Source organism: Aerolutibacter ruishenii, from assembly GCF_007830115.1.
Taxonomy (GTDB): domain Bacteria; phylum Pseudomonadota; class Gammaproteobacteria; order Xanthomonadales; family Xanthomonadaceae; genus Aerolutibacter; species Aerolutibacter ruishenii.
The window spans coordinates 99,057-125,177 of record NZ_VLKP01000005.1 but is presented as its reverse complement, the minus strand read 5'-3'; the positions used below and the strand labels follow the sequence as shown (position 1 = coordinate 125,177).

Sequence of the window (26,121 nt, the reverse complement as noted above, 5' to 3'; positions counted from 1 at the left end):
TCCTGTGTCGTCGCTCAGTTGCGCAGCGGCTTGCCGGTCTTGAGCATGTGGGCGATGCGCTCCTGGGTCTTGGGCATCTGCGCGAGGGCCACGAAATGCTCGCGCTCGAGCTTGAGCAGCCATTCCTCGTCGACCACCGCGCCGCGGTCCACCTCGCCGCCACAGACCACGGTGGCGATGCGGGTGGCGATCTCGTAGTCGTGCGGCGAGATGAAGCGGCCTTCCAGCATGTTCACCAGCAGCATCTTGAAGGTCGCGATGCCGACGTCGCCGGCCACGCGGATCGCGCGGGCGGGCAGGGGCGGACGGTAGCCGGACTCGGCCAGCGCACGTGCCTGCTGTTTGGCCACGTACAGCAGCTCATGGGCGTGGAATACCACCACGTCGCTGTCGCGGGCCAGCTTCAGGTTGCGCGCTTCGAAGGCCGAAGCCGACACCTTGCCCATCGCCACGCTCTCGAACGCGGTCTTGAGCTCGGCGAACACGTCACCGTTCGGGCCGGCCTTCTCGGAGGCGCGCACCGCGAACTCCTTCAGGCCGCCGCCGGCCGGCAGCAGGCCCACGCCCGCTTCGACCAGTCCGATGTAGCTCTCCAGCGCAAGCACGCTGCGCGCCGAATGCATCTGGAACTCGCAGCCGCCGCCCAGCGCCAGGCCGCGCACCGCGGCCACCACCGGCACCTGTGCGTACTTGATGGCCTGGCTGGTCTTCTGGAAGTTGGCGACCATCGCCTCGAACTCGGCCAGCTTGCCGGCCTGCAACGCGCCCAGCGCACCGGCGAGGTCCGCACCGGCGGAGAACGGCTCCTTCGGTTGCCAGATCACCAGGCCCTTGAACTTCTGTTCTGCGATGGCGACGGCCTGTTGCAGCCCATCCAGCACCTGGTCGGAAACCGTGTGCATCTTGGTCTTGAAGCTGACGACGGCGATGTCGTCGCCGTCATCGGCCCACATGCGGATGCCGTCGTTCTCGAACACGGTGACGCCCTGCGAGAACTTCTCGCCCAGCAGCGCATCCGGGAAGCGCTGGCGCTGGTACACGGGATTGGACGAGCGCGGCATCATCGTGTTGCGGCCCGGGCTGAAGCTGCCGGCCGTGCCATGCACGCCCTCGCGGCCGTCGAACACCCAGTTGGGCAGCGGCGCATTGCTCATGGCCACGCCCTTGACGATGTCCTCGGCAATCCAGTCGGCGACCTGCTTCCAGCCGGCGGCCTGCCAGCTCTCGAACGGCCCCATGGACCAGCCGTAGCCCCAACGCATGGCGAAGTCGACGTCACGCGCGGTGTCGGCGATGGACTCCAGGTGGAAGGCGCTGTAGTGGAACGTGTCGCGGAAGCACGCCCACAGGAATTTGGCCTGCGGGTGCTCGCTGGCGCGCAGCGCGGCGAACTTCTTCGCCGGGTCGCGCTCCTTGAGCAGGGCGGCGACGTCGGCATCCAGCTCGCCGGCCTGGGCGCGGTAGTCCTGCGCCTCCAGGTCCAGCACCAGGATGTCCTTGCCGCGCTTGGTGTACACGCCCGCGCCGTTCTTCTGGCCCAGCGCACCCTTTTCGATCAGAGCCAGCAGCCACTTCGGCGCCTGGAAATAGCGGTGCCACGGGTCCTCGGGGAGGGTGTCGGCCATCGTCTTGATGACGTGGGCCATGGTGTCCAGGCCGACCACGTCCGCGGTGCGGTAGGTGGCGGACTTCGGGCGGCCGATGGCCGGGCCGGTCAGCGCATCGACCGTGTCGAAGCCCAGGCCCAGCTGTTCGGTGTGGTGCATGGCGGCCAGCATCGAGAACACGCCGATGCGGTTGCCGATGAAGTTCGGGGTGTCCTTGGCGATCACCACGCCCTTGCCCAGCGTGGTGGTCAGGAAGGTCTCGAGGTTCTCCAGCACCGACGCGTCGGTGGTGCGCGCCGGGATCAGCTCGGCCAGGTGCATGTAGCGCGGCGGGTTGAAGAAGTGCACGCCGCAGAAGCGGTGACGCAGTTCTTCCGGCAGCACCTCGGCCAGCTTGTTGATGCCCAGGCCCGACGTGTTGGACGCCAGCACCGTGTGCGCCGGCACGAACGGCGCGATCTTCCGGTACAGGTCCTGCTTCCAGTCCATCCGTTCGGCGATGGCCTCGATGATCAGGTCGCAGCCCTTGAGCAGCTCCAGCCCGGTCTCATAGTTGGCCGGCACGATGCGTTCGGCCAGCGCCTTGTCGGCGAGCGGGGCAGGGCTGAGCCTGGCCAGGTTGGCGATGGCCTTGGTGACCACCCCGTTGGGGTCGCCTTCCTTCGCCGGCAGGTCGAACAGCACCGTGTCGACGCCGGCATTGGTGAGGTGGGCGGCGATCTGGGCGCCCATCACACCGGCACCGAGGACGGCGGCGCGGCGTACAAGTAGTTTGTTAGACATTACTTGCAACTCCTTGAAATAAAACGCAATTCAATGAATGAATTGGTGGGGTGGATTGTGTGATGGGGGCCGGGCCGGGGACTCAGCTCTTGAAACCCGCAGCGCTGAACCGGATCAGTTCGCGGGCGGCGCGTTCGCGATGAGCGGCTTCGGACACTCCTGACGGACGCTTGATCAGGCCGAAATCCGCCATGGCGTAGGTCAGTGCACCGGCCAGGAAGTCCAGGCGCCAGTACAACTCTTCCTTGCTCAGCTCGGGGACCGCTGTGGCAATGGCCTTGGCGAACTCACGCAGCACGTGACCGTAATGGTCGGACAGGAACTTGCGCAGGTTGTCGTTTTTCTCGGCATACGCCCGGGCGACGACGCGGACGAACGCGCCGCCACCGTGGCGGTCCTGGGCCATGGCCAGCGCGGGCTCCACGAACGCCGCCAGGATGGGTTCGAGTTGGCCAGGGTGCTGCTCCAGTGCTGCCTTGAGCGCGCCGATCCGGTTGGCGCTCATCTCGTCCATGCGCCGACGGAACACCTCGTTGACGAGGTTTTCCTTGCTGCCGAAGTGGTAGTTGACCGCGGCGATGTTGACGTCGGCCAGGCTGGTCACCTGGCGGAGCGACGTACCCGTGAACCCGAATTGGGCGAAGAGCTCCTCGGCAGCGCCGAGGATCCGGTCCTTGGTGGAGAAGTGGGCGGAGGTGGCCATGCAAATATCCTGAATCAAACGCTTGTTTGATGCTAGACCCGTGTGGACAGGCCCGTCAATGGAAACGTGCAAGTTGGCTGCAAAATGCCGGCGCGATCCGTTAGAATTACCTCAGCCGCATTGGCTAAACCCGCGATTTGTCGCGGGTTTTTCTGTTATCCTCGGGCGCGAACCCTTTACAGGTTCAGCAGCCCGCCTACCCGGAGAGTTCCCATGGCGCTGGAGCGCACCCTGTCCATCATCAAGCCCGATGCCGTTGCCAAGAACGTCATTGGTGAAATTTACTCCCGCTTCGAGAAAGCCGGCCTGAAGGTCGTGGCCTCGAAGATGAAGCAGCTCTCGCGCGCCGAGGCCGAAGGCTTCTACGCGGTGCACCGCGAACGTCCGTTCTTCAACGCGCTGGTCGAGTTCATGATCTCCGGCCCGGTGATGATCCAGGTGCTGCAGGGCGAGAACGCCATGCAGAAGAACCGCGACCTGATGGGCGCCACCAACCCGAAGGAAGCCGCCGCAGGCACCATCCGCGCCGACTTCGCCGACAGCATCGACGCCAACGCCGTGCATGGTTCGGACAGCGTGGAGAACGCCGCGATCGAGATCGCGTACTTCTTCCCGGCCACCGACGTCTACGCCCGTTGATTGACCGGTTGGCCGGCGGGTTCGCCCGTCGGCCAACCTTGCAGGAACCGACATGAACACCCCGCGCGCCACCATCGACCTCACGCTTGCCGATGCCCCCATCGCACCGGCTGCACAGGCGGGTGCGCCGGTGGAAGTGGACGTGACGGGCAACATCGTCACTGGATTGAAGAAGGACGATGCCGCCGCCGTGCCCGTGGGCGGCAAGCGCAATCTCTTCGACATGGACCGCGCCTCGCTTGAGCGCTTCTTCGAGGAAACGCTGGGCGAGAAGAAGTTCCGCGCGCACCAGGTGATGAAGTGGATCCACCACCGTTACGTCACCGACTTCGCCGACATGACCGACCTGGGCAAGGCGCTGCGCGCCAAGCTCGAGGCGCATGCCGAAGTGCGCGTGCCGCAGGTGGTGTTCGACAAGGCCTCCACCGACGGCACCCACAAGTGGCTGCTCGGCATGGACCCGAAGAACGCCATCGAGACGGTCTACATTCCCGACAAGGGCCGCGGCACGCTCTGCGTGTCGTCGCAGGTGGGCTGCGCGCTCAACTGCCAGTTCTGCTCCACCGCCACCCAGGGCTTCAACCGCAACCTGACCACCGCCGAGATCATCGGCCAGGTGTGGGTGGCGGCGCGCCACCTCGGCAACGTGCCGCACCAGCAGCGCAAGCTCACCAACGTGGTGATGATGGGCATGGGCGAGCCGCTGGCCAACTTCGACAACGTCGTGCGCGCCATGAGCATCATGCGCGACGACCTGGGCTACGGCTTGGCCAACAAGCGCGTGACGCTTTCGACCGCCGGCATGGTGCCGATGATCGACCGCCTCGCGGTGGAGAGCGACGTGTCGCTGGCGGTGTCGCTGCACGCACCGTTCGACGAACTGCGCACCGAACTGGTGCCGCTCAACAAGAAGTACCCGCTGGACCAGCTGATGGACGCCTGCGTGCGCTATGCGCGCGGCAAGAAGTCATCCGTTACGTTCGAGTACACCCTGATGAAGGGGGTCAACGACCAGCCGCAGCATGCCCGCGCGCTGGCCCGCCTGATGCGCCAGTTCGACAACGCGGTGCAGATGAAGGATGCGGCCAAGGTCAACCTGATCCCATTCAACCCGTATCCCGGCACGCGTTTCGAGCGGCCGGATGAGGCGGCAATCCGCGCGTTCCAGAAGCTGCTCAACGAGGCCGGCCTGATCGCACCGGTGCGTCGCACCCGCGGCGATGACATCGATGCCGCCTGCGGCCAGCTGAAAGGGCAGGTCATGGATCGCACCCGGCGCCAGGCGGAGTTCCGCAAGCAGCTGCAGGCACAAGGAGTTGGCGATGCCGCATGAGCGGCCTCGCCAGGCCATCGGCCCCGCCCGGACGGGCGTCGTCCTGGTGGCCGTGGCCCTGATGTTGGCGGGATGCAGCCGGCTGGACTTCGTGAAGCCGGATCCGCGCCGTCGTGACTTCGAGCGCACGGCGCCCGAGATCGAGCTGCGCCGACAGGGGCCGGACGCAACGGCCCTGGTCCAGCGCGGCCAGCAGTCCCTGCTTGGCGGTGACCTGGAGGCCGCCGAGGATTCCGCCCGCAAGGCGGTCCGTATCGATTCGCGGTCGGCCGCGGCGCACACGCTTCTTGCACTGGTGGCCGACGGGCGTAACCAAGGCGCCAAGGCGGGGGAGCATTATCGCCAGGCCTTCGAACTGGCGCCCAACAATGGTGTCATGTTGAACAACTACGCTGCATGGCTGTGTGGCGCGGGTCGGGCAGGGGATGCAATGCCCCTGTTCGAACGTGCCGCCATGGCGCCAGGGTATGCGACGCCGGGAGCCGCGTTGGCCAATGCAGGGCTCTGCGCCGGGCAGGCTGGAATGGCCGACCGGTCCGAAGCGATGCTGCGGCGGGCATTGGAGCTGGACCCCGCCAACGTTGCAGCGCTTGGGGCCATGGCGGAACAGGAGTTCCTCGCAGGGCGCGCTTTCGAGGCCCGCGCGTTCTCCGAGCGGCGGCTCGCCGCGGGGCCAGCGGACCGCAGGGCCTTGGAGCTTGCGTCACAGATTGAGGAAAAACTGGGCGACAAGGCCGCGGCGGCCAAGTACGTTCAGCGGATAAGGGTGGAGTTTCCGGCCTTGCCGGACTCCGTTTCAGGGGATGGCAACAGGCGATGAAACAGTCGGGGCATGTCGTGGCTGATGTTTTCACTGGTTGTGGCGAACAACTGAGGCGGGCACGGGAAGCCGCCGGACTCTCGATCGAAGCGGTCTCCAGCCGCAGCAGGATGCCGGTGCGGGTGATCCACGCCATCGAGGCGGAGGACTGGGATACGTTGGGTGCCCCGGTCTTCATTCGCGGCCAGCTTCGCAGCTACGCCCGCCTGCTGGATGTCGACCTCGGACCGCAGTTGCAACCATCGCAGGCCACTGCCTCCGCGCTGCCACCGCTGGTGAGCCATTCGCACACACCACCGCTGCGCCGCCTGGCCGAACAGGCTGGACGCCGCGCGGTGTACATCGCGCTTACGGTCGTCATTGCCGCCCCGATCATCTTCGCGTCGCGTTCGCACCTGGGCGGGCGCACGAACGGAACCATCGAGTCACTGGACGACTTTGCCGTGGCCACACCGCCGGCCGTCGGCCAGAAGGCGAAGGCCGCTCCCGTGCAGCGCACCCCGGTGATGGCCTCGATGGCGCCCATCACCCCTGCGGCACCCGCCACCGTGCCGGCCTTGGAGCTCGTATTCAGCGGTGACAGCTGGCTGGAGGTGTACGCCACCGACGGTCGTACGCTGGAGAAGGGAAACCTGAAATCCGGCGAGCGCCGCAGCTTCGAGGCCGGACAGGTCGGGCGCGTGGTCGTGGGCAACTCGTCGGCGGCGCAGGTGCTGCACGCGGGCAAACCCGTGGATCTGGCGACGTTCAGCCGAGCGAACGTGGCGCGCTTTACGCTATCCTCTGACGGTTCCCCCGCGCCTGTGGTCGACTGACCCGCGTCGCGGGTCATTCAATACCACTTGGGCCCCAGCCATCCGGCGGGGCGAGACAGCATGGCGATCGACGAGCTTCTTGACGAACACGAACAGAGTGAACGCGTCCGCGAATGGCTTCGCCGCAACAGCGGCGCACTGATTGGCGGTATCGCCCTCGGGCTTGCGGCGATCGGCGGATGGAAGTGGTGGGAGAACCACCAGGCCCAGCAGAAGGCGCAACAGGCGGACGCCTACCAGGTCGCCGTGGATGCCGCCAAGGCAGGCAATGCGCAGGCCCCCGCCAAGGTGAAGGCGCTGGACGGCACCTATGCGGTGCTGGCCTCGCTGGAACTGGCCAAGTCGCAGGTGGAGGCCAAGCAGGTGGATGCTGCCATCGCCACCCTCCGCGCCGCCAGGACCACGGATGCCGCCCTGGCCCAGGTCGTCAACGAGCGTCTGGCGCGGCTGCTGATCGGTAAGGGCAAGGCCGACGAGGCGCTGAAGCTGGTTGCATCGCTGGACGCGCCAGGCGCGCTTGAAGTGCGTGGCGACGCGCACCTGGCCTTGGGCCAGCACGAGAAGGCCCGCGAGGCCTATGGCCAGGCCCTCACCAGGTTGGCCGTCGGCTCGCCCCAGCGCGGGCTGCTTGAACTCAAGCTTTCCGAAGTCGGTGGCGCCCCCAACTCCAGCGAGGCCAAGTCCTGATGAAGTCGAATACCCGTCCGGGCCATTCCAGCGCCTCGACCGTCGTACGCGTTTCGTTGGCGCTGGCCTGTGTTGCGGCGCTGGCCGGTTGCTCCACCGTGAAGGGCTGGTTTGGCGGCAAGAAGGGTGACGAAAAGCCCAACGAACCGGTCGAACTCGTGAAGTTCAGCCCGACTGTCGAGGTGGTCAAGCTCTGGTCGGCAAACGCCGGAAAGGGCGAAGGTCGCATTGGCGTGGCGCAACGTCCTTCCGTGGCGGATGGACGCGTATATGCGGCCGCTGTTGAGGGTGGCGTGCGGGCGTTCGACCTGCAGACCGGGCAGCTGGTATGGAAATACGAATCCGACAGCAAACTGACCGGTGGGCCAGGCGCGGGTGACGGCCTGGTGGTGGTCGGCGGGATCGATGGCGAGGTCATCGCCCTCGATGCCGCGACCGGCGCCGAGAAGTGGCAGGCCAAGGTCCCGTCCGAAGTGGTGGCGCCGCCTGCAGTCGGCCAGGGACTGGTGTTCATCCGCTCCAACGACGGCCGGGTCAGCGCCTTCGATACCGCCAGCGGCGAGCGTCGCTGGTTCTGGAGCCGCGACCTGCCCACCCTGACCGTACGGGGCAACGATGCGCCTACCCTGGGGCCGGGCGTGGTGTTCGTGGGCAATGACGACGGCACGATCGCGACGCTGGCCGTAAGCGATGGCCGGCCGATGTGGGAGCAGACCGTGGCCGAGCAGGAAGGCCGTACGGAGTTGGACCGCATGGCCGACGTGGACGGCTCGCCGCTTCTGGACGGCACCACGGTCTATGCCACCAGCTACAAGCAGCAGACCATCGCCATTGATGGGCCGAGCGGCCGGCCGCTGTGGGCCAGCAACCACGGCGGTGCCGGCGCGCTGGGCAATGGTCCGGACCGGCTGGTGGTCTCGTCGCCCAATGGCACCGTCTACGCCCTCGACAAGTCCGGCGGCAGCGCCCTTTGGCAGCAGGCCGGGCTGGCCCGCCGCAGCCTCACCGCCCCGGCGGTGCAGGGCAACTATGCCGTGGTGGGCGACTACGATGGCTACCTGCATTGGCTGAGCCTGGACAACGGCGAGTTCGCCGCCCGCGTCCGGGCAGGCGGCGATGCCCTGCGTGCCGCCCCGGTGGTGGTTGACGGTATCCTCGTCGCGCAGAACGTGGACGGCAAACTGACCGCGTTCCGTCTCGCCCAGTAAGGGTCCGCCGGGCATCGCTCCGGCCTCAAGCCCCGGCCCCCATGGGACCGGGGTCGTTTCGTTTTTCACCGGGTAGGTTTCGATGCTTCCGCTCGTCGCGCTCGTTGGTCGTCCCAACGTCGGAAAATCCACGCTGTTCAATGCGCTGACCCGCAGCCGGGACGCGCTTGTGCACGACCAGCCGGGCGTCACGCGCGACCGGCACTACGGCGTGTGCAGGCCGGAGGGCCAGCGTCCGTTCATGGTGGTCGACACCGGCGGTATCGCCGGCGAGGGCGAAGGACTGGCAGGCGCCACCACCCGCCAGGCCCGTGCGGCCGCGGAAGAGGCGGACCTGGTGTTGTTCGTGGTCGACGGGCGTGAAGGCGCCTCGGCGCTGGACGACGAGATCCTGGCCTGGCTGCGCAAGTCGGCCCGTCCGACGCTGCTGGTCGTCAACAAGACCGACGGTCTGGATGTCCAGGCCGCCATCGGCGAATTTGCCCGCTATGGCATCGGCGAGGTGCATGCCACTTCGTCCGCGCACCGGCAGGGTATCGATACCCTGATCGACCGGGTGCTGGCGAAGCTGCCGGAAGAAGGCACCGCGGAAGCCCTCGACGAGGACCCCAACCGCATCCGCGTTGCGTTCATCGGCCGCCCCAACGTGGGCAAGTCCACGCTGGTGAACCGGCTGCTGGGCGAGGAGCGGATGATCGCCTCCGACGTGCCGGGCACCACCCGCGACTCGGTGGCCATCGACATGGAGCGCGACGGCCGCCTGTACCGCCTGATCGACACCGCAGGCCTGCGCCGCAAGTCCAAGGTGGAGGAGGCGGTGGAGAAGTTCTCCATCGTCAAGACCCTGCAGGCCATCGAACAGTGCCAGGTGGCCGTGGTGATGCTGGACGCGGGCGAGGGCGTGACCGACCAGGACGCCAGCGTGCTGGGCTATGCGCTGGACGCCGGCCGCGCCCTGGTCGTGGCGGTCAACAAGTGGGATGGCCAGACCGACTACCAGCGCCAGCAGGCCGAGGCGCTGCTGGTCCGCAAGCTGGCGTTCGTGGAATGGGCCGAGGCGGTGCGCATCAGTGCCAAGCACGGCTCGGGCCTGCGCGAACTGTTCGCGGCCATCCATCGGGCCCACGCGTCGGCCACGCGCGAATTCGGCACCAGCGAAGTCACCAAGGCGATGGAAATCGCCTACGAAAGCAACCCGCCACCGGTGGTGCGCGGGCACGTGGCCAAGCTGCGCTTCTGCCATCCCGCGGGCACCAACCCACCGACGTTCGTCGTGCACGGCACCCGCCTGCGCACGCTCAGCGATTCGTACAAGCGCTACCTGGAGAACTTCTTCCGCAAGCGCTTCAAGCTGGTGGGCACCCCGGTGCGGTTCGTGTTCAAGGAAGGCACCAACCCGTACGAAGGCAAGAAGAACGTGCTGACGGAACGCCAGGTCGCGAAGAAGCGGCGCTTGATCCGGCACGTGAAGCGTCGCGGCAAGTAAGCGCAGGGTGGGGCGCAATGGCGGATAATGCCGCCATGAGCGTCGAAACCATCACTCCCGCCGAGGCCCTGCAGCGGCAGCAGCGCGGCGTCCTGCTGGTGGATGTCCGCGAGTCCCACGAACATGCCACCGGGCACGCGACCGATGCCCTGTGCACCGCCCGCGGCATCGTCGAAGCCGACCCGCAGGCGCTGCTACCGGACAGGATGGCCGAGGTCATCCTGATCTGCCAGGCGGGCAGTCGATCCATGCGCTGTGCCGAAGTGCTGGTGGCCGCGGGCTATCGCCGCGTGGCGTCGGTCGAAGGTGGCACTGCGCGCTGGATGGCGGAGGGACTGCCGGTCACCGTGCCCGAGGGCGACCTCGACTTCTACGATCGTTACTCACGCCACCTGCGGCTGCCGGAGGTGGGCGAGGCCGGGCAACGCAAACTGCAGGCCGCACGGGTGGCGGTAGTCGGGGCAGGCGGCCTTGGCTCGCCCGCGGCGTTCTACCTTGCCGCCGCGGGTGTCGGCCACCTGAGGCTCGCCGATGACGACGTGGTCGACCGCAGCAACCTGCAGCGACAGATCCTGCATACCGAGGCGCGGGTAGGGGTGCCCAAGGTCGAATCCGCGCGGGTGGCGCTGACGGCACTGAACCCGAGCATTTCCGTTGAGGTGTTGCCCGAGCGCATCACCAGCGGCAACGTGGAGGCGCTCATCGCCGACGCCGACGTGGTGCTCGATGGCGGCGACAACTTCCCGGTGCGCTACCTGCTCAACGACGCCTGCATCAAACTCGGCAAGCCGCTGGTTTACGGCGCCGTGCACCGTTTCGAAGGGCAGGTGAGCGTGTTCGATGCAGGCCGCCAGCGTGGCGTGGCACCGTGCTACCGCTGCCTGTTCCCCGAGCCGCCGCCGCCGGAAGCCGCGCCCAACTGCGCCGAAGCCGGCGTATTGGGTGTGCTGCCGGGCGTGATCGGCATGCTGCAGGCCACCGAGGTGTTGAAGCTGCTGCTCGGCATTGGCGAACCATTGGCAGGAAGGCTGCTGCATTTCGACGCGCTGGCGATGCGCTTTCGCGAGACGCGCCTGACCCCGGATCCGGATTGCCCGGTCTGCCGCCCCGGCCTGCCATTCCCGGGGTATATCGATTACCAGGCCTTCTGCTCGGCGCACTGACCGGGGCGGGATGCGATAATGCGCGGCCGCACCTGTTCCTGGACCTACGCATGACGGCTTCCCAAGCCCCCGCCCGCATCATTGACGGCAAGCGCATCGCCGACGACCTGCTGGAGAACCTCAAGGCGAGGGTGGATGCGCGCGTGGCCGCCGGCAAGGCACGGCCGGGCCTGGCGGTGGTGCTGGTGGGCAACGATCCTGCGTCAGCGGTATACGTGCGCAACAAGCGCCGAGCCGCCGAGAAGGTGGGCATCCGCGCCATCGACTTCGACCTGCCGGCCGATACCAGCGACGAGGAACTGCTGGCGCTGATCGACCGTCTCAACGCCAACCCCGAGGTGCACGGCATTCTGGTGCAGTTACCGCTGCCCGACCGCCGCGACGCGACCCAGCTGATCCACCGCATCGACCCGCGCAAGGACGTGGACGGCTTCCACCCGGAAAACGTCGGCCACCTGGCGCTGCGCCAGTTCGGCCTGCGTCCGTGCACCCCGCGCGGCATCACCACGCTGCTGGCCTACACCGACAAGCCCGTGCGCGGGCAGAGCGCCACCATCGTCGGCGTATCCAACCACGTGGGCCGTCCGATGGCGCTGGAACTGCTGATCGCCGGCTGCACCACCACCAGCTGCCACAAGTTCACCCCACCCGAAGTGCTGGAAGCCGCCGTACGTGGTGCCGACATCCTCGTGGTGGCCGTCGGCCGTCCCGGCCTGATCCCGGGCGAGTGGGTGAAACCCGGCGCCGTGGTCATTGACGTGGGCATCAACCGCCTCGACGACGGCCGCCTGGTGGGTGACGTCGGCTTCGATGCCGCCGCACAGCGCGCCAGCTGGATCACCCCGGTTCCCGGCGGTGTGGGCCCGATGACCGTGGCCACCCTGATGCAGAACACCCTGGAAGCCGCCGAGGCCCTCGACCCGGCACAGTAACCCGCAAGTGCCCAACTGCGGCCTTGCGTAGGTATTGCGGCCTTGTCGCTAGCAGATCGGCGAAGCGCTCATCGGTTGAGACGTAAAGCGTGCTGAGGCTCCAGAACTGGGGGTGCAAGAGCAGCGGACGCGTGCCAGTAGTGCACGGGCGGGCCGCGGGCATGTCGGCCCTCCCCGGTTGAGAGGCCCGAATGACGGACAACACAGCATTCCATCAATGCACCAGTTGCCTTGATCGCCGTGCTGCTCCTGCTTCTCCCCCAAGCCCCATCAAGGTTTGGAACGGGTTGCGGGGTAGTCCGGGCACCAAGCGAATCACGTGGAGCGACTGCCCGGACTACCCCGCAACCCGCCCCACAACCAACCAAAAAAAGTTACAATGACGCGCTTCATCCTCCCCGGACCCCGCCATGCTGCGTATCCAGGCTGAAGCGCTCACCTTCGACGACGTCTCCCTCGTCCCGGCGCATTCGACCGTCCTGCCCAAGGACGTTTCCCTCGCCACCCGCCTTACCCGCGACCTGACCATCCGCCTGCCGATCGTCTCGGCGGCCATGGACACCGTCTCCGAGGCACGCCTGGCCATCGCCATGGCCCAGCTGGGCGGCATCAGCATCCTGCACAAGAACATGAGCCTGCAGGCGCAGGCCGCGCAGGTGGCATCGGTCAAGAAGTTCGAGGCCGGCGTGATCAAGGAGCCGTTCACCGTCGGCCCCGAGACCACCATCGCCGAGGTGCTGAAGCTCACCCGCGCCCGCAACATCTCCGGCGTTCCGGTGGTGGACGGCGGCCAGCTGGTCGGCATCGTCACCAGCCGCGACATGCGCTTCGAGAAGAAGCTGGACGATCCGGTCCGCCACATCATGACCAAGAAGGACCGCCTGGTGACGGTGCGCGAAGGCGCGTCGGACGAGGAGGTGCTGGACCTGCTGCACAAGCACCGCATCGAGAAGGTGCTGGTGGTCAACGACGGCTTCGAGCTCAAGGGCCTGATCACCGTCAAGGACATCCAGAAGAAGCAGGACAACCCCAATGCCGCCTACGACAGCAGCGAACGCCTGCTGGTCGGCGCCGCGGTTGGAGTGGGTGGTGACACCGAAGCGCGCATCGAGGCGCTGGCCGCCGCTGGCGTGGACGTGGTGGTGGTCGACACCGCGCACGGCCACAGCCAGGGCGTGCTGGACCGCGTGAAGTGGGTCAAGAAGCATTTCCCGCAGTTGCAGGTCATCGGCGGCAACATCGTCACCGGCGATGCCGCGCTTGCCCTGATGGAGCACGGCGCGGACGCGGTGAAGGTGGGCGTGGGTCCCGGCTCGATCTGCACCACGCGCATCGTCGCTGGCGTGGGCGTGCCGCAGATCACCGCGATCTCGATGGTGGCCGAAGCGCTGCAGGACCGCATCCCGCTGATCGCCGATGGCGGCATCCGCTACTCGGGCGATATCGGCAAGGCGATCGTCGCCGGTGCCTCGACCGTGATGATCGGCGGCCTGTTCGCCGGCACCGAGGAGAGCCCGGGCGAAATCGAACTGTTCCAGGGCCGCAGCTACAAGAGCTACCGCGGCATGGGCTCGCTGGGCGCGATGGAGATGGGCTCCAAGGACCGCTACTTCCAGGATGCCTCAGACGCCGACAAGCTGGTGCCGGAAGGCATCGAAGGCCGCGTGCCGTACCGCGGTTCGCTGGGTGGCGTGGTGCACCAGCTAGCCGGTGGCCTACGGGCCACGATGGGCTACGTGGGCTGCCCGACCATCGAGGACATGCGCAAGAAGCCGAACTTCGTGCGGGTGACCAACGCCGGTTCGCGCGAGAGCCACGTCCACGACGTGCAGATCACCAAAGAGCCGCCGAATTACCGCTCCAGCTGAGGCAGCCGAAGAAGGGAGACGCCAGCGTTTCCCTTCTTCGTTTCAGGCAATCCGAATTTGCGGCTCGCGCCGCCCGCTTCCGAAAGACACGGCCCCATGACCGATATCCACAGCGACAAGATCCTCATTCTCGACTTCGGCGCGCAGTACACCCAGCTGATCGCCCGCCGCATCCGCGAGATCGGCGTGTACTGCGAGATCTGGGCGTGGGACCACGACCCCGAGGACATCGCGAAGTTCGGCGCCAAGGGCATCATCCTGTCGGGCGGTCCGGAATCGACCACGCTGCCGGGCGCGCCGACGGCGCCACAGCAGGTGTTCGACAGCGGCCTTCCGATCCTGGGCATCTGTTACGGCATGCAGACCCTGGCCGCGCAGCTGGGTGGCGCCACCGAGGCTGCCGACCAGCGAGAGTTCGGCCACGCCGAGGTGCAGCTGGTGGCGCAAGACGCACTGCTGGGCGGCCTGAGCGACCACGACGGCGAGCCGCGCATCGACGTGTGGATGAGTCACGGCGATCACGTGTCGAAGGCGCCGCCGGGCTGGGCGATCACCGCCACCACCGACCGTATCCCGGTCGCGGCGATGGCGAACGAGGACAAGCGCTGGTACGGCGTGCAGTTCCACCCGGAAGTGACCCACACCAAGCAGGGCGGCGCGCTGCTGCGCCGTTTCGTGGCCGACATCTGCGGCTGCAAGACGCTGTGGACCGCCGCCAATATCATTGAGGACCAGATCGCCCGCGTGCGCGAGCAGGTCGGCAGCGACGAGGTGATCCTCGGCCTGTCGGGTGGCGTGGACTCGTCGGTGGTCGCGGCGCTGCTGCACAAGGCCATCGGCACGCAGTTGACCTGCGTGTTCGTCGATACCGGCCTGCTGCGCTGGAACGAGGGCGACCAGGTGATGGCGATGTTCGCCGAGCATATGGGCGTCAAGGTTGTGCGCGTCAACGCCGCCGATCGCTATTTCAAGGCGCTGGAAGGCGTCAGCGACCCGGAAGCCAAGCGCAAGATCATCGGCAACCTGTTCATCGAGATCTTCGACGAAGAGTCGGCCAAGCTGAGCAACGCCAAGTGGCTCGCGCAGGGCACGATCTACCCGGACGTGATCGAGTCGGCCGGCAGCAAGACCGGCAAGGCGCACGTGATCAAGAGCCACCACAACGTGGGCGGCCTGCCGGAAGACATGAAGCTCAAGCTGGTGGAGCCGCTGCGCGAACTGTTCAAGGACGAGGTGCGGCGCCTGGGCGTCGAGCTTGGCCTGCCGCGCGAGATGGTCTATCGCCACCCGTTCCCGGGCCCGGGCCTGGGCGTGCGCATCCTCGGCGAGGTCAAGCGCGAGTATGCCGAGCTGCTGGCCAAGGCCGACCACATCTTCATCGACGAGCTGCGCAAGGCCGACCTGTACGACAAGACCAGCCAGGCGTTCGCGGTGTTCCTGCCGGTCAAGTCGGTGGGCGTGGTGGGTGACGCGCGCGCCTATGAGTGGGTGATCGCGCTGCGTGCGGTGGAGACCATCGACTTCATGACCGCGCACTGGGCGCACCTGCCGTACGAGTTCCTGGGTACGGTGTCCAACCGCATCATCAACGAGCTGCGCGGCGTGTCGCGCGTGGTCTACGACATCAGCGGCAAGCCGCCGGCGACGATCGAGTGGGAGTAGGCCGGCCGCCTTAGCGCGCCGCAACGGAGCGGAACATGATGGTGCTGGGACGGTTGGCGCGTTGGCTCTGGATCGGCCTGTTGCTGGCGTTGGTGCTGGTGGCCAGTGGGGTCCTGCTGGCCGACCATCTCACGCCGCGCGCAACCGGTGCGCCGAGCCGTGCGCTCGAACCGCAGGCAGGCCAGACGGAGATCGATCGCGAGCTCGCGCCGACGCTGGCCGCACATCCGGGTGAGACCGGGGTCTTGATGCTGGCAGAGGGGCTCGACGCCTTCGCCGCACGAGCGATCGCCGCGCGCAGGGCGGGGCGCAGCCTGGACCTGCAGTACTACATCTGGCACGACGACCTGACCGGCCGCCTTCTCGCGCGGGAGGCCTATCGTGCGGCGGAACGTGGCGTCCGCGTGCGCATGTTGCTGGACGACATGAATGCCGAGGGACTCGATCCATCGCTGATGGCGCTGGATGCGCATCCGAACATCGAATTGCGCCTGTACAACCCGTTCCGCAACCGGGAGGGCATCGGTCGCCTGCTCGAGATGGTGCAACGCGTGTTCAGCGTCAACCATCGCATGCACAACAAGGCATGGATCGCGGATGGCCGGGTGGCCATCGTGGGTGGCCGCAACATCGGGGAGGAATACTTCAGCGCCGACCCGGAAGTGAACTTTCGCGACCTGGATCTGTTGCTGTTCGGTCCTGCCGTCGCCCAGGCCAGCACGATCTTCGACGACTACTGGAACAGCGATGCCGTGGTGCCGTTCGATGCATTGCACCAGATGTCGTCGTCGGAGCTGGATGCGATGGTCGCAGCCGCCAACACCGATGCGACCGCCGCTGCCGCGCAGCCTTACCTTGACCGCGTGGAGCGGTCCCAGACGGTGCGTGCCTACCATGCACGCGGGCTCACGCCGCACTGGATCAAACGCGTGGAGATCGTCTCGGACCCGCCATTGAAGTGGCGCAGCGACGACCGCAGTGACTGGCTGGTCGGGCGCCTGACCGCGATGCTCGGTACCGCCCGGGAGAAGGCGCTGCTGATCTCGCCTTACTTCGTCCCCGGCGACACGGCCAGCGAGGGATTCGGACAACTGGTGGGCCGGGGCGCGCTGGTATCGATCGCCACCAACTCGCTCGCCGCGAATGACGTCCCGGCGGTGCACAGCGGCTACGCGCGCTACCGCGAGCGCCTTCTGCGCTCCGGCGTGCACCTGCATGAAATGAAAGCGCGTGGCCACACCCAGTCGGCGGGCGTGTTCGGCAGCAGCGGGGCCAGCCTGCATACCAAGGCGTTCGTGGTGGACGACAAGCGTGGATTCGTCGGATCGTTCAACCTCGACCCACGCTCGGTGGACCTCAATACGGAGATGGGGGTGCTGTTCGAGGACGAAGCGCTGGCGATCGACCTGCGCAACGAGTACCTGCGGCTGACGAGTCCCGAGCTCAGCTACTGGGTGTTCCTGGATGGCGAAGGACGTCTGCGCTGGCTGGACCGGTCGGCGGTGCCAGCGAGTGTGCTGGAGAACGAGCCCGACACAGGCTGGATGTTGCGTTCCCTGGTCCGCGTCATCGGCTGGCTGCCGATCGAGTCGCAACTGTAGGCCTGCGGCCGCGGGCGGTCGAGCCGTGACCGACAACTCGCCACGCACCCTGTAACCTTGCGCGCATGACACCTCAGATGGCCCCCGACATGCGCCAGGACGAACACTGGATGCGCCACGCCCTCGTGTTGGCCGAGCGCGCGGTGCAGGAGAACGACGAGATTCCCGTCGGTGCGGTCCTGGTCTCGGCCGATGGCGAAGTGCTGGGCGAAGGCTGGAACCGCAACATCACCGAGCACGACCCGACGGCGCATGCCGAGATCGTGGCGATGCGCCAGGCGGGACAGCGGCTGGGCAACCATCGCCTGCTCGGGGCGACGCTGTATATCACCCTGGAGCCCTGCGCGATGTGCGCGATGGCGATGGTGCACGCCCGCATCGCACGCGTGGTCTACGGCGCGGCCGATCCCAAGACCGGAGCGGCGGGGAGCGTGTTCGACCTGCTGTCCGATCCGCGCCATAACCACCGCGTGGCGGTGACCGGTGGCGTGCTGGCCGATGAAGCCGGCAGCCGCCTGACCAACTACTTCAGGGCCAAACGCGGGCGGCCCTTGCTTTAGTTGCGGCGGCGGGCCATTTCCTGGTCCAGTTCGTCGTCGAAGCTTGAAACCGCCAGGCTGACCTCACGCCACATCATGATGCTGGCGACCATCAGGCACAGGACGCCCACGACGGCCAGCGCGGTGGGTACGACGCCCAGGTTGAAGTTGAACAACGTATCTGCCGCCAGCCCCAGGCTGGTGCCCACGAACGAGCCCAGCGCCAGGTACAGCATCTGGCACGTGCGCAGGACCAGATGCGCACGAACACGGTGTCGACGGATCTGTCGGTCACGCTGATCGCGATCGGGGGCGTCGTCATTCCATTCCTTGATCAACGCGCGCAGCCGGTCCACCACACGCGCCAGGCGGGTATTGGCCGAGATCAACAGCGAGCCGGTCGCGGCCATCAGCAGGGCCGGTGCCAGCATGGCGGTCAGGATGGCGTGCTCGCCCAGGAGAGACAGGTCCAAGGAGCGTTCCGTGGCTGTGGAGGACAGTGCGATATCATGCGCCGTCCCATCACGTATCGCGAGTGCACGTGGCCACTTCACCCAACGAACACCGCCTGATCTGGATCGACCTGGAGATGACGGGGCTGGACACCGACCGCGATTCGATCATCGAGATCGCGACGGTGGTGACCGACGGCAACCTCGACGTGTTGGCCGAAGGACCGGAATTCGCCATCGCACATCCGGTCGAACGTCTACAGGCCATGGACGACTGGAACCGCAACCAGCACACCAGGTCGGGACTCTGGCAGCGGGTGGTGGAGCAAGGGGTTCCGATGGAGGAAGCGGAGTCGCAAACGCTGGCCTTCCTGTCTCAGTGGGTGCCGGCCAAGGCCTCGCCCATCTGCGGCAACTCCATCTGCCAGGACCGGCGCTTCCTGTACCGCTGCATGCCGCGGCTGGAACGGTATTTCCATTACCGCAATCTGGACGTCAGCACGGTCAAGGAGCTGGCGCGTCGCTGGGCGCCGGCGGTGCTGGACGGGGTGCAGAAGGCCGGCAAGCATACCGCGCTGGCGGACATCCACGACTCGATCGCGGAGTTGCGCCACTATCGTGCGGCAATGGGTCGGCTGGGTGGACAGGCGGATTGAATCCCCGGGATTTGGGGTTCAACGTCTGACCGGCAAACACTGGACGTGCTTGCTGCAGTCGAAACTGAGCGTGGGGAAGCCTGGTCAAGGAAGGACGGCACGTGGGCGGCGATTGCCTCCATGGACCGCATTACGACCGGTCAGCGCTTGTTGCGCAGGTCGCCGTCGTCGACCACGGAGCGGGCCAGGAGCTCGGCCAGCGGGCGTCCATCGGCATCGCGGTGGTACACGTGCAGGTCACGTTGCGGATAGGGGATGTTCAGCCCCCTGCCAATGAGGCGATCGCGCACGCCTTCGGTCAGTTCGCTGCGTACACGGACCAGGTCGTCGGTGGCTACCCATGCGCGCAGTTCGAGGTCCACGCTGCTTTCCGACAGGTTCAATACCAGCACCTCGGCCTTGGGCTCGCGGAGCACCTTGGGATGCTCGTCGGCCAGCGCCAGCAGGATCTCGCGGGCCACGCGCAGGTCGTCCTGGTAGCCCACTCCCACCTTGATGTCGACGCGGCGCTTGCTGTTGGCCGTGAAGTTGATGATCGGCGCGGTGGTGATCAGGCTGTTGGGGATGATGACGCTACGGTTGTCGGCCGTGCGCATCCGGGTCTGGAACACGCGGACAAGCTCGACAGTGCCCTCGATGCCCGCAGCCTGCACCGTGTCGCCCACGTGGAACGGGCGCTGCACGATCAGCATCACGCCCGAGGCGATGTTCGAAAGCGAATCCTTCAGGGCCAGGCCAATGGCCAGGCCCGCCGCGCCCAGTGCCGCCATCACCGACGTGGTGGGCACGCCCAGCGACTGCAGCGCCGCCACCACCACGATCACCAGCATCGTCGCGTAGGCGATGTTGCGCAGGAAGCCACGCAGGGTGGCCTCCATGTGGGCGCGCTCGAAAGCGCGATCCAGCACCTTGGTCAAGTGGCGCACCAGCCAGACCCCGAACAGCAGGATCAGCACGGCACCGAGCAGCTTCAGGCCCCAGCGCTCCGCCTCGGCCAGGAAGTTGATGCCTTCCAGCTTCTGCAGCGACTTCTGTACCTCAGCCTCCAACGCCATCCGCTCAGCCGCCGTTCCTGGCCTTGGCCAGGCGCAGCCAGGTATCGACGACGGTGTCCGGATTCAGCGACACCGAATCGATGCCCTGTTCCATCAGCCACACGGCCAGGTCCGGGTGGTCGCTGGGTCCCTGGCCGCAGATGCCCACGTACTTGCCCTTGGCCTTGGCCGCGGCAATGGCCATCGACAGCATCTTCTTCACCGCCGGGTCGCGCTCGTCGAACAGCTTGGCGACGATGCCCGAGTCGCGGTCCAGGCCCAGGGTCAGCTGGGTCAGGTCGTTGGAGCCGATGGAGAAGCCGTCGAAGATGTCGAGGAACTCGTCGGCCAGCAGCGCGTTGGACGGCACCTCGCACATCATGATGACCTTCAGGCCACCTTCGCCCTTCTTCAGGCCGTTGGCCTCCAGCACCTCGATGACCTTGCGGCCTTCGTCCAACGTGCGCACGAACGGGATCATGACCCAGCAGTTGGTCAGGCCCATCTGCTCGCGCACCTTCTTCACCGCGCGGCATTCCAGCGCGAAACAGTCGGCGAACGAGGGGTCGACGTAACGGCTGGCGCCGCGGAAGCCGATCATCGGGTTCTCTTCGTGCGGCTCGTAGCGGCTGCCGCCGATGAGGTTGGCGTACTCGTTGGACTTGAAGTCAGACAGGCGCACGATCACCGGGTTGGGTGCGAACGAGGCGGTGATGGTGGCGATGCCTTCGGCCAGGCGGTCCACGTAGAAGTCGACCGGATTGCCGTAACCGGCGATGCGCTCGTTGATCTGTGCCTTGGTCTCGGCGTCCTGCTGGTCGAACTCGAGCAGGGCCTTGGGGTGCAGGCCGATGTGGCTGGCGATGATCATTTCCAGGCGCGCCAGGCCCACGCCCGCGTTGGGCAGCATGGCGAAGTCGAAGGCGCGCTCGGGGTTGCCGACGTTCATCATCACCTTGAGCGGCGCTTCCGGCATGCTCTCCAGGTCGGTGACGAAGCGTTCGAAGGGCAGGGTGCCGGCGTAGATGAAGCCGGTGTCGCCCTCGGCGCAGCTCACGGTGATCGGCTGGCCATCGACAATGGTGTCCAGCGCATTGCCGGTGCCGACCACGGCTGGGACGCCCAGCTCGCGGGCGATAATGGCGGCGTGGCAGGTGCGGCCGCCGCGGTTGGTGACGATGGCGGCGGAGCGCTTCATCACCGGTTCCCAGTCGGGGTCGGTCATGTCGGCGACCAGTACGTCGCCCGGCTGCACGCGGTTCATGTCGGCCAGTGAGCGCACCACGCGCGCCACGCCGGTGCCGATCTTGTGACCGATGGCGCGGCCTTCGCACACCACCTCACCGCGCTGGCCGAGCTGGTAGCGCTCGATCTGCGTGGCGTGGGCGCGCGACTTCACGGTCTCCGGGCGGGCCTGCACGATGAACAGCTTGCCGCTGACACCGTCCTTGGCCCACTCCACGTCCATCGGGCGGCCGTAGTGCTGCTCGATGACCAGCGCCTGCTTGGCCAGCTCCTGCACGTCCTCGTCGGAGATGGAGAAGGTGTTGCGCAGTTCGGCCGGGGTGTCCTCGATGCGCACGCGCTCGCCGGGCTTGTCCGAATAGACCATGCGCAGCTGCTTGGCGCCGATGGAGCGACGCAGGATGGCGTGCTTGCCCTGCTTCAGCGTGGGCTTGTAGACGTAGAACTCGTCAGGATTGACTGCGCCCTGCACGACCATCTCGCCCAGGCCGTAGCTGGAGGTGACGAACACCACGTCGCGGAAGCCGGACTCGGTGTCCAGGGTGAACAGCACGCCCGAGGAACCGACGTTGGAGCGGACCATCAGCTGCACGCCGGCGGACAGGAACACGTCCTCGTGCTTGAAGCCGTGGTGCACGCGGTAGGCGATGGCGCGGTCGTTGTACAGGCTGGCGAAGACTTCCTTGACCTTGTGCACGACGTCGTCGGCGCCGGTCACGTTGAGGAAGGTCTCCTGCTGGCCGGCGAAGGAGGCGTCGGGCAGGTCCTCGGCGGTGGCGGAGGAGCGCACTGCGACGGCGACATCACCACCGCCGTTCTCCGCGCACAGCTGCGCGTAGGCCTTGCGGATGTCGGCATCCAGCTCCGGCTGCAGCGGGGCGTCGATCACCCAGCCGCGGATCTCGGCACCGGCCGCGGTCAGCGCGGGGACGTCTTCGACATCCAGCGTGGCCAGCTTGTCGTAGATGCGCTGGTGCAGGTTGTTGTGGTCGATGAAGGCCTTGAACGCCTCCGCCGTGGTCGCGAAACCGCCCGGGACCGAGACGCCGAGGTTGGCCAGGTTGCCGATCATCTCGCCGAGCGAGGAGTTCTTGCCGCCGACGCGGGCAAGGTCGGACAGGCGCAGCTCGTGCAGCCAGAGGATGTTCTCGTTCAAACGGGCGATCTCCGTGGGGCGGGGTGCCCGGGGTGGCCGGGCGCACAGAAGCTAATATGATCGCAGGGGCGCCGGACCCGTACAAGGTTGATCCGGCGGGCTTTTCGTATTGACACGGCCTTCGGGGCCGACTTTGGTTGGAGTAGCGGATGCCAGGCACGCGGCCGGTTTTCTACATTTCCGATGGCACGGGCATCACGGCGGAGACCATCGGCCACAGCCTGTTGACCCAGTTCACCAACACCCGGTTCGAAAGCACCCGGATTTCCTACGTGGACAGCGTGGAGCGGGCCGAAATGGCCGCGGCGCGCATCCGGGCCGCGGCGCTCACCCATGGCGTACGCCCGATCGTGATCAATTCCTGCATGGACACGAACGTGAGCGCGGCCCTGGCCGAAAGCGGGGCGCTGATGCTGGACGTGTTCGAACCGTTCATCGGCCCGCTGGAGCGGGAGCTGGGCGAGACCCGCGAGCACCGGATCGGCCAGGCCCACGCCATTGTCGACTTCGACCAGTACCATCGGCGCATCAACGCGATGAACTTCGCGCTGACCCACGACGATGGCATGTCGGTGGACTACGACGGGGCGGACGTTATCCTGGTGGCGGTGTCGCGCGCGGGCAAGACGCCGACCTGTGTGTACTTGGCGTTGCAATACGGGGTGCGGGCCGCCAATTACCCGCTGACGGAGGAAGACCTGGAGCAGGACCGGTTGCCGGCGCGGTTGCGGCCATTCCGCAGCAAGCTGTTCGGGCTGAGCATCGATCCGATGCGCCTGCAGCAGATCCGCCAGGAACGCCGGCCCAACTCGCGTTACGCACAGCTGGAAACCTGCCGGCGGGAGGTGGCGGCGGCGGAAAAGATGTTCCGGGCCGAGCGTATTCCCACGCTGAGCACCACCAATGCGTCGATCGAGGAAATCGCCAGCAAGGTCATGACCACGCTGGGCATCTCGCGCGTGATGTTCTGATCGCGGGGCAAGGCGGTGGAAGGCGATCGGGAGACTTCCCCAACGTAGGCTTGACGGGCGTTCGCGTCAACGCTGCCGCGTGGGCGAATCGCCGTGTAGCATCGACGCCATGAACGCAGTGCTGTCCCGCCGCCATGCGCGCTTTCCCCGGCTGAGCCGCCTTGGCTGGTTGATGGGGTTGTATGGTGAAAACCACACCAAATTGGCCAACCTGTTCGACGTGCGGGTGTTGGCGTGCGGGCATTACGTGTCCATGGCCGGCGACGGCCTGGAGCTGCATGTCGAGGTGATGGAGCAGCACCGCTACACCACCGAGCTGCGGTTGTCCTACGCGATGCTGGACCCGGTGACGGGCGAACCGGATCCGTCCGCCCATCTGCGGGTCTACCACGATGCGCGGCAGGTGGAGGTGACCCATTGCTACGTCGGGCGGCGCTGGCAGGATGTGATCGGGATGAACCCGCCGCCGGATGCGGTGTTCGGTTACCGGTTCCGGATCAATACATTCCTGGGCAAGTGGCTGGACTATCTCGCGCTGCAGGGCCACGGCATGGCGGCGGTGCGCGAGTTGCACCCGTTGGTGAGCGGGCTTCCAGAATCCGCTTGACGATCCTCGGAAACGCCCCGTAAGATAGTCGTCTTTCCAGCCCCGTGGGGCCATAGCTCAGCTGGGAGAGCGCCTGCATGGCATGCAGGAGGTCGGCGGTTCGATCCCGCCTGGCTCCACCACTGGTTGCTGGAAGTAGCTGTAAACAGGCCAAGTTTGTAACCCGCGTCCCCATCGTCTAGAGGCCTAGGACATTACCCTTTCACGGTAGCGACCGGGGTTCGAATCCCCGTGGGGACGCCACTTTTCATCGAGCAGGGCTGCCGGAAGGCGGCCCTGCTTTTTTATGAAACACCCGCAAAACTTCGTGAAGATTTTCTTTGACGAAGTGGAAATGGCTCGATATGATGCGCGCCTTTCCAGCCTCGTGGGGCCATAGCTCAGCTGGGAGAGCGCCTGCATGGCATGCAGGAGGTCGGCGGTTCGATCCCGCCTGGCTCCACCACTCTTCGGAAATCGATGCGCTCGGTTTCCACGACGTCCCCATCGTCTAGAGGCCTAGGACATTACCCTTTCACGGTAGCGACCGGGGTTCGAATCCCCGTGGGGACGCCAACGTCAAGCATGCACGAGGGGTCCGGGAAACCGGACCCCTCGTTGTTTGGCGTGGACGGCATTTTGCTGGTGGCGAGTGCGTGTGGTTTCATTGGCCTCGACCAGCCTGCGATGCGCCACGGACACCGGGGTGCCTGCCAAGCGCTGCTGCCGGAGGCCCGTATGCATGCCACTGCGCCGAGGACTCGCCGTGATTGAAGTCGTGCTGCTGCTTGGGAAAGGTCGCCACGCCGTGGAGTCGTGGGACGACGCACCGGATCTGGTCGAATACCACGGCGCGCTGTTGTCCCGCCGCGCGGGACCGAGAATGCCTGTCGGCGCGGACGCCCATCGCGATCCCGTGGCGGTGTACGCGGATGACCTGCTGACCGAAGAGGAATTCCAGGACCTGTTCTATGCCGCGCAGGCGGACATCGAGGCGTTGCGCCTGAAGTTCGACTGACCTGTCAGGACCGGCTGCTAGAAGTTGTAACCGACCAGCACCATGGTCTCGCCGTGGTTGGGTGGCCGGATGCGTGCGTTGGAAATGTGTTTGACCATCACTTCCCATGGGCCATGGGCATAACCGATGCCATTGCCGAACTGGAAGTGGCCGGACAGTGAGGTGGTCTCGCCCGCGTTCATGAACACCTGCGACTCCAGGAACCAGTAACGTGGGCCGTGACCGGGTCGCGTTGCGCGCACGCCGGCACCGGCCAGCCAGACATCCTGTTGATCGCCTTCGCGCGAACGGCCCTCGATGACGCCGAGGTTGGCGAAGTGCTGGAACTCGATCTTGTCGAGGAAGGTGTTGGTGGACTTTCCGGGGAACTGCACGAACACGGCCGGGGCGGCGCTCAGTTCGGATTGGCCACTCCAACTGGGGCCAAGGTGGACACGGGTTTCGGCCGCGGCCGGCAGGGCCAGGCAGGTGAGCAGGGCCGCTGCAAGGAAGGAAGTCGCTTTCATCATTGAAAGGGTGCGCTGAGTGGGTTGGCAGGCCAGACCGTCGCCTGTGGGTGCGAAATGGCTGGCCGCGCCCGGAGGCAACGGCCAGCCCGTTCTGGTACTCAGAAGCTGTAACGCACCTGCAGTTGGGCAACGTCCACGTCGATGTCCTCGACCTCGAAGCGGTTGTACTCGCCACGCAGTGCCACTCGATCGTTGAAGCGGTACTGCACGCCCAGGCCGTAGGTCGGGTCGGTGCCGCTGTCATCGCTGGTGCCGGTCACGGCCGGGAGCTCGGTGTCGAGGTTCCAGCGGCTGAAGCCGGCCTTGGCGTAGCCCGAGAACTTGTCGGTGAACGGCACGATGCCGACTGCGGAGACCGACAGCGCATCGGCTTCCAGATTGCGGCCCAGCCCTTCGGGCTCGATCTTGCCGAAGTCGGTGTAGGCGCCTTCCACGGCGAAATAGCGGTTGAACTGGTAGCCGCCAAACACCGAGAACGCGGTGTCCTCGTCGTCGTAGCCGCGCTCGTCGACGAACGACTGGCCGACGCCGGCACCGGCGTAGAAGCCCTTGTCTTCGGCGGCATTGGCGCCGAACGCGCTGGCACCGGCCAGCAGGGCGATCAGGGTACGGGTCAGGGCCTTGTTCTTGTTCATCTTTCCATCTCTC

The 26,121-nt window shown here is 66.5% G+C and carries 24 protein-coding genes and 4 tRNA genes; 21 read left to right on the top strand and 7 right to left on the bottom strand.

The window, feature by feature from the left end; translation table 11 throughout:
- Nucleotides 1–14: 14 nt before the first annotated feature.
- Together IP93_RS07405 and IP93_RS07400 are read right to left on the bottom strand one after the other, a co-directional pair.
- Nucleotides 15–2,390, bottom strand: coding sequence for a 3-hydroxyacyl-CoA dehydrogenase/enoyl-CoA hydratase family protein (locus tag IP93_RS07405; protein WP_144813895.1), 2,376 nt, complete (start codon nucleotides 2,388–2,390; stop codon nucleotides 15–17).
- 82 nt (nucleotides 2,391–2,472) lie between these two features.
- The gene (locus IP93_RS07400; RefSeq protein WP_144813892.1) at nucleotides 2,473–3,093 is read right to left on the bottom strand and encodes a TetR/AcrR family transcriptional regulator; all 621 of its coding nucleotides are present in this window, start codon (nucleotides 3,091–3,093) and stop codon (nucleotides 2,473–2,475) included.
- 213 nt (nucleotides 3,094–3,306) lie between these two features.
- Between IP93_RS07400 and ndk the strand changes: the two genes are divergently transcribed.
- The 13 genes from ndk (at nucleotide 3,307) to tadA (ending at nucleotide 17,867) form a co-directional block, all read left to right on the top strand.
- The gene (gene ndk, locus IP93_RS07395; RefSeq protein ID WP_144813890.1) at nucleotides 3,307–3,732 is read left to right on the top strand and encodes a nucleoside-diphosphate kinase; all 426 of its coding nucleotides are present in this window, start codon (nucleotides 3,307–3,309) and stop codon (nucleotides 3,730–3,732) included.
- Nucleotides 3,733–3,898: 166 nt separating this feature from the next.
- Nucleotides 3,899–5,065, top strand: a complete 1,167-nt coding sequence (rlmN, locus tag IP93_RS07390) for a dual-specificity RNA methyltransferase RlmN (protein WP_425480040.1) — start codon at nucleotides 3,899–3,901, stop codon at nucleotides 5,063–5,065.
- Nucleotides 5,055–5,885, top strand: a complete 831-nt coding sequence (gene pilW / locus IP93_RS07385; protein ID WP_144813886.1) for a type IV pilus biogenesis/stability protein PilW — start codon at nucleotides 5,055–5,057, stop codon at nucleotides 5,883–5,885. Before rlmN ends, pilW begins: the two co-directional genes overlap by 11 nt.
- Before the next feature lie 17 nt (nucleotides 5,886–5,902).
- On the top strand, nucleotides 5,903–6,700 hold the full coding sequence (locus IP93_RS07380) for a helix-turn-helix domain-containing protein (protein WP_242006795.1): 798 nt from the start codon (nucleotides 5,903–5,905) through the stop codon (nucleotides 6,698–6,700).
- Nucleotides 6,701–6,760: 60 nt separating this feature from the next.
- A complete protein-coding gene (locus IP93_RS07375) occupies nucleotides 6,761–7,387 on the top strand; it encodes a YfgM family protein (protein ID WP_144813880.1) in 627 nt (208 codons plus the stop codon).
- The gene (bamB, locus tag IP93_RS07370; RefSeq protein WP_144813878.1) at nucleotides 7,387–8,595 is read left to right on the top strand and encodes an outer membrane protein assembly factor BamB; all 1,209 of its coding nucleotides are present in this window, start codon (nucleotides 7,387–7,389) and stop codon (nucleotides 8,593–8,595) included. Before IP93_RS07375 ends, bamB begins: the two co-directional genes overlap by 1 nt.
- Nucleotides 8,596–8,677: 82 nt before the next feature.
- Nucleotides 8,678–10,081, top strand: coding sequence for a ribosome biogenesis GTPase Der (gene der / locus IP93_RS07365; protein ID WP_144813876.1), 1,404 nt, complete (start codon nucleotides 8,678–8,680; stop codon nucleotides 10,079–10,081).
- Between the two features lie 35 nt (nucleotides 10,082–10,116).
- Nucleotides 10,117–11,244, top strand: a complete 1,128-nt coding sequence (gene moeB, locus IP93_RS07360; protein WP_144813874.1) for a molybdopterin-synthase adenylyltransferase MoeB — start codon at nucleotides 10,117–10,119, stop codon at nucleotides 11,242–11,244.
- A gap of 50 nt (nucleotides 11,245–11,294) precedes the next feature.
- Complete coding sequence (folD, locus tag IP93_RS07355) at nucleotides 11,295–12,176, top strand: bifunctional methylenetetrahydrofolate dehydrogenase/methenyltetrahydrofolate cyclohydrolase FolD (protein ID WP_144813871.1); 882 nt, start codon at nucleotides 11,295–11,297, stop codon at nucleotides 12,174–12,176.
- Between the two features lie 410 nt (nucleotides 12,177–12,586).
- Entirely contained in the window at nucleotides 12,587–14,044 is a 1,458-nt protein-coding gene (gene guaB, locus IP93_RS07350) for an IMP dehydrogenase (protein ID WP_144813868.1), read from the top strand.
- A 96-nt stretch (nucleotides 14,045–14,140) separates the two neighbouring features.
- Nucleotides 14,141–15,706 (top strand): glutamine-hydrolyzing GMP synthase, encoded by a 1,566-nt coding sequence (gene guaA, locus IP93_RS07345; RefSeq protein ID WP_144813866.1) that lies wholly within the window; start codon nucleotides 14,141–14,143, stop codon nucleotides 15,704–15,706.
- 35 nt (nucleotides 15,707–15,741) lie between these two features.
- Nucleotides 15,742–17,307, top strand: coding sequence for a phospholipase D family protein (locus IP93_RS07340; RefSeq protein WP_144813864.1), 1,566 nt, complete (start codon nucleotides 15,742–15,744; stop codon nucleotides 17,305–17,307).
- A gap of 65 nt (nucleotides 17,308–17,372) precedes the next feature.
- Nucleotides 17,373–17,867 carry a tRNA adenosine(34) deaminase TadA gene (gene tadA / locus IP93_RS07335; RefSeq protein ID WP_144813861.1) on the top strand — a complete coding sequence of 165 codons (495 nt, stop codon included), beginning with the start codon at nucleotides 17,373–17,375 and terminating at the stop codon, nucleotides 17,865–17,867.
- Here the strand turns inward: tadA and IP93_RS07330 are convergent.
- Nucleotides 17,864–18,319, bottom strand: coding sequence for a DUF2721 domain-containing protein (locus IP93_RS07330; RefSeq protein ID WP_242006794.1), 456 nt, complete (start codon nucleotides 18,317–18,319; stop codon nucleotides 17,864–17,866). The two genes, tadA and IP93_RS07330, sit on opposite strands and share 4 nt — an antisense overlap.
- A 68-nt stretch (nucleotides 18,320–18,387) precedes the next feature.
- On the opposite strand from IP93_RS07330, the gene orn reads away from it, so the two are divergent.
- Entirely contained in the window at nucleotides 18,388–18,954 is a 567-nt protein-coding gene (gene orn, locus IP93_RS07325; protein ID WP_277874015.1) for an oligoribonuclease, read from the top strand.
- Between the two features lie 140 nt (nucleotides 18,955–19,094).
- Here the strand turns inward: orn and IP93_RS07320 are convergent, their stop codons facing one another.
- Nucleotides 19,095–20,009: a mechanosensitive ion channel family protein gene (locus IP93_RS07320; RefSeq protein ID WP_144813859.1), complete on the bottom strand. Its 915-nt coding sequence runs from the start codon at nucleotides 20,007–20,009 to the stop codon at nucleotides 19,095–19,097.
- Nucleotides 20,010–20,013: 4 nt separating this feature from the next.
- Nucleotides 20,014–22,389, bottom strand: a complete 2,376-nt coding sequence (ppsA, locus tag IP93_RS07315) for a phosphoenolpyruvate synthase (RefSeq protein ID WP_144813856.1) — start codon at nucleotides 22,387–22,389, stop codon at nucleotides 20,014–20,016.
- Between the two features lie 149 nt (nucleotides 22,390–22,538).
- On the opposite strand from ppsA, the gene ppsR reads away from it, so the two are divergent.
- The 7 genes from ppsR (at nucleotide 22,539) to IP93_RS07280 (ending at nucleotide 24,964) form a co-directional block, all read left to right on the top strand.
- Nucleotides 22,539–23,360 carry a posphoenolpyruvate synthetase regulatory kinase/phosphorylase PpsR gene (gene ppsR, locus IP93_RS07310; RefSeq protein WP_144813853.1) on the top strand — a complete coding sequence of 274 codons (822 nt, stop codon included), beginning with the start codon at nucleotides 22,539–22,541 and terminating at the stop codon, nucleotides 23,358–23,360.
- A gap of 109 nt (nucleotides 23,361–23,469) precedes the next feature.
- On the top strand, nucleotides 23,470–23,967 hold the full coding sequence (locus IP93_RS07305; protein ID WP_144813851.1) for a DUF1249 domain-containing protein: 498 nt from the start codon (nucleotides 23,470–23,472) through the stop codon (nucleotides 23,965–23,967).
- Nucleotides 23,968–24,013: 46 nt separating this feature from the next.
- Nucleotides 24,014–24,089 (top strand) — tRNA-Ala (locus IP93_RS07300).
- Between the two features lie 45 nt (nucleotides 24,090–24,134).
- A tRNA-Glu gene (locus IP93_RS07295) sits at nucleotides 24,135–24,210 on the top strand.
- A 126-nt stretch (nucleotides 24,211–24,336) separates the two neighbouring features.
- Nucleotides 24,337–24,412 (top strand) — tRNA-Ala (locus tag IP93_RS07290).
- Between the two features lie 34 nt (nucleotides 24,413–24,446).
- Nucleotides 24,447–24,522, top strand: a tRNA-Glu gene (locus IP93_RS07285).
- A 166-nt stretch (nucleotides 24,523–24,688) separates the two neighbouring features.
- Nucleotides 24,689–24,964: a hypothetical protein gene (locus tag IP93_RS07280; protein WP_242006793.1), complete on the top strand. Its 276-nt coding sequence runs from the start codon at nucleotides 24,689–24,691 to the stop codon at nucleotides 24,962–24,964.
- Between the two features lie 17 nt (nucleotides 24,965–24,981).
- Here IP93_RS07280 and IP93_RS07275 read toward each other — a convergent pair whose 3' ends face one another.
- Together IP93_RS07275 and IP93_RS07270 are read right to left on the bottom strand one after the other, a co-directional pair.
- Nucleotides 24,982–25,470, bottom strand: coding sequence for a porin family protein (locus IP93_RS07275; RefSeq protein ID WP_158636298.1), 489 nt, complete (start codon nucleotides 25,468–25,470; stop codon nucleotides 24,982–24,984).
- A 101-nt stretch (nucleotides 25,471–25,571) separates the two neighbouring features.
- Complete coding sequence (locus IP93_RS07270; protein WP_144813847.1) at nucleotides 25,572–26,108, bottom strand: porin family protein; 537 nt, start codon at nucleotides 26,106–26,108, stop codon at nucleotides 25,572–25,574.
- Nucleotides 26,109–26,121: the final 13 nt, after the last annotated feature.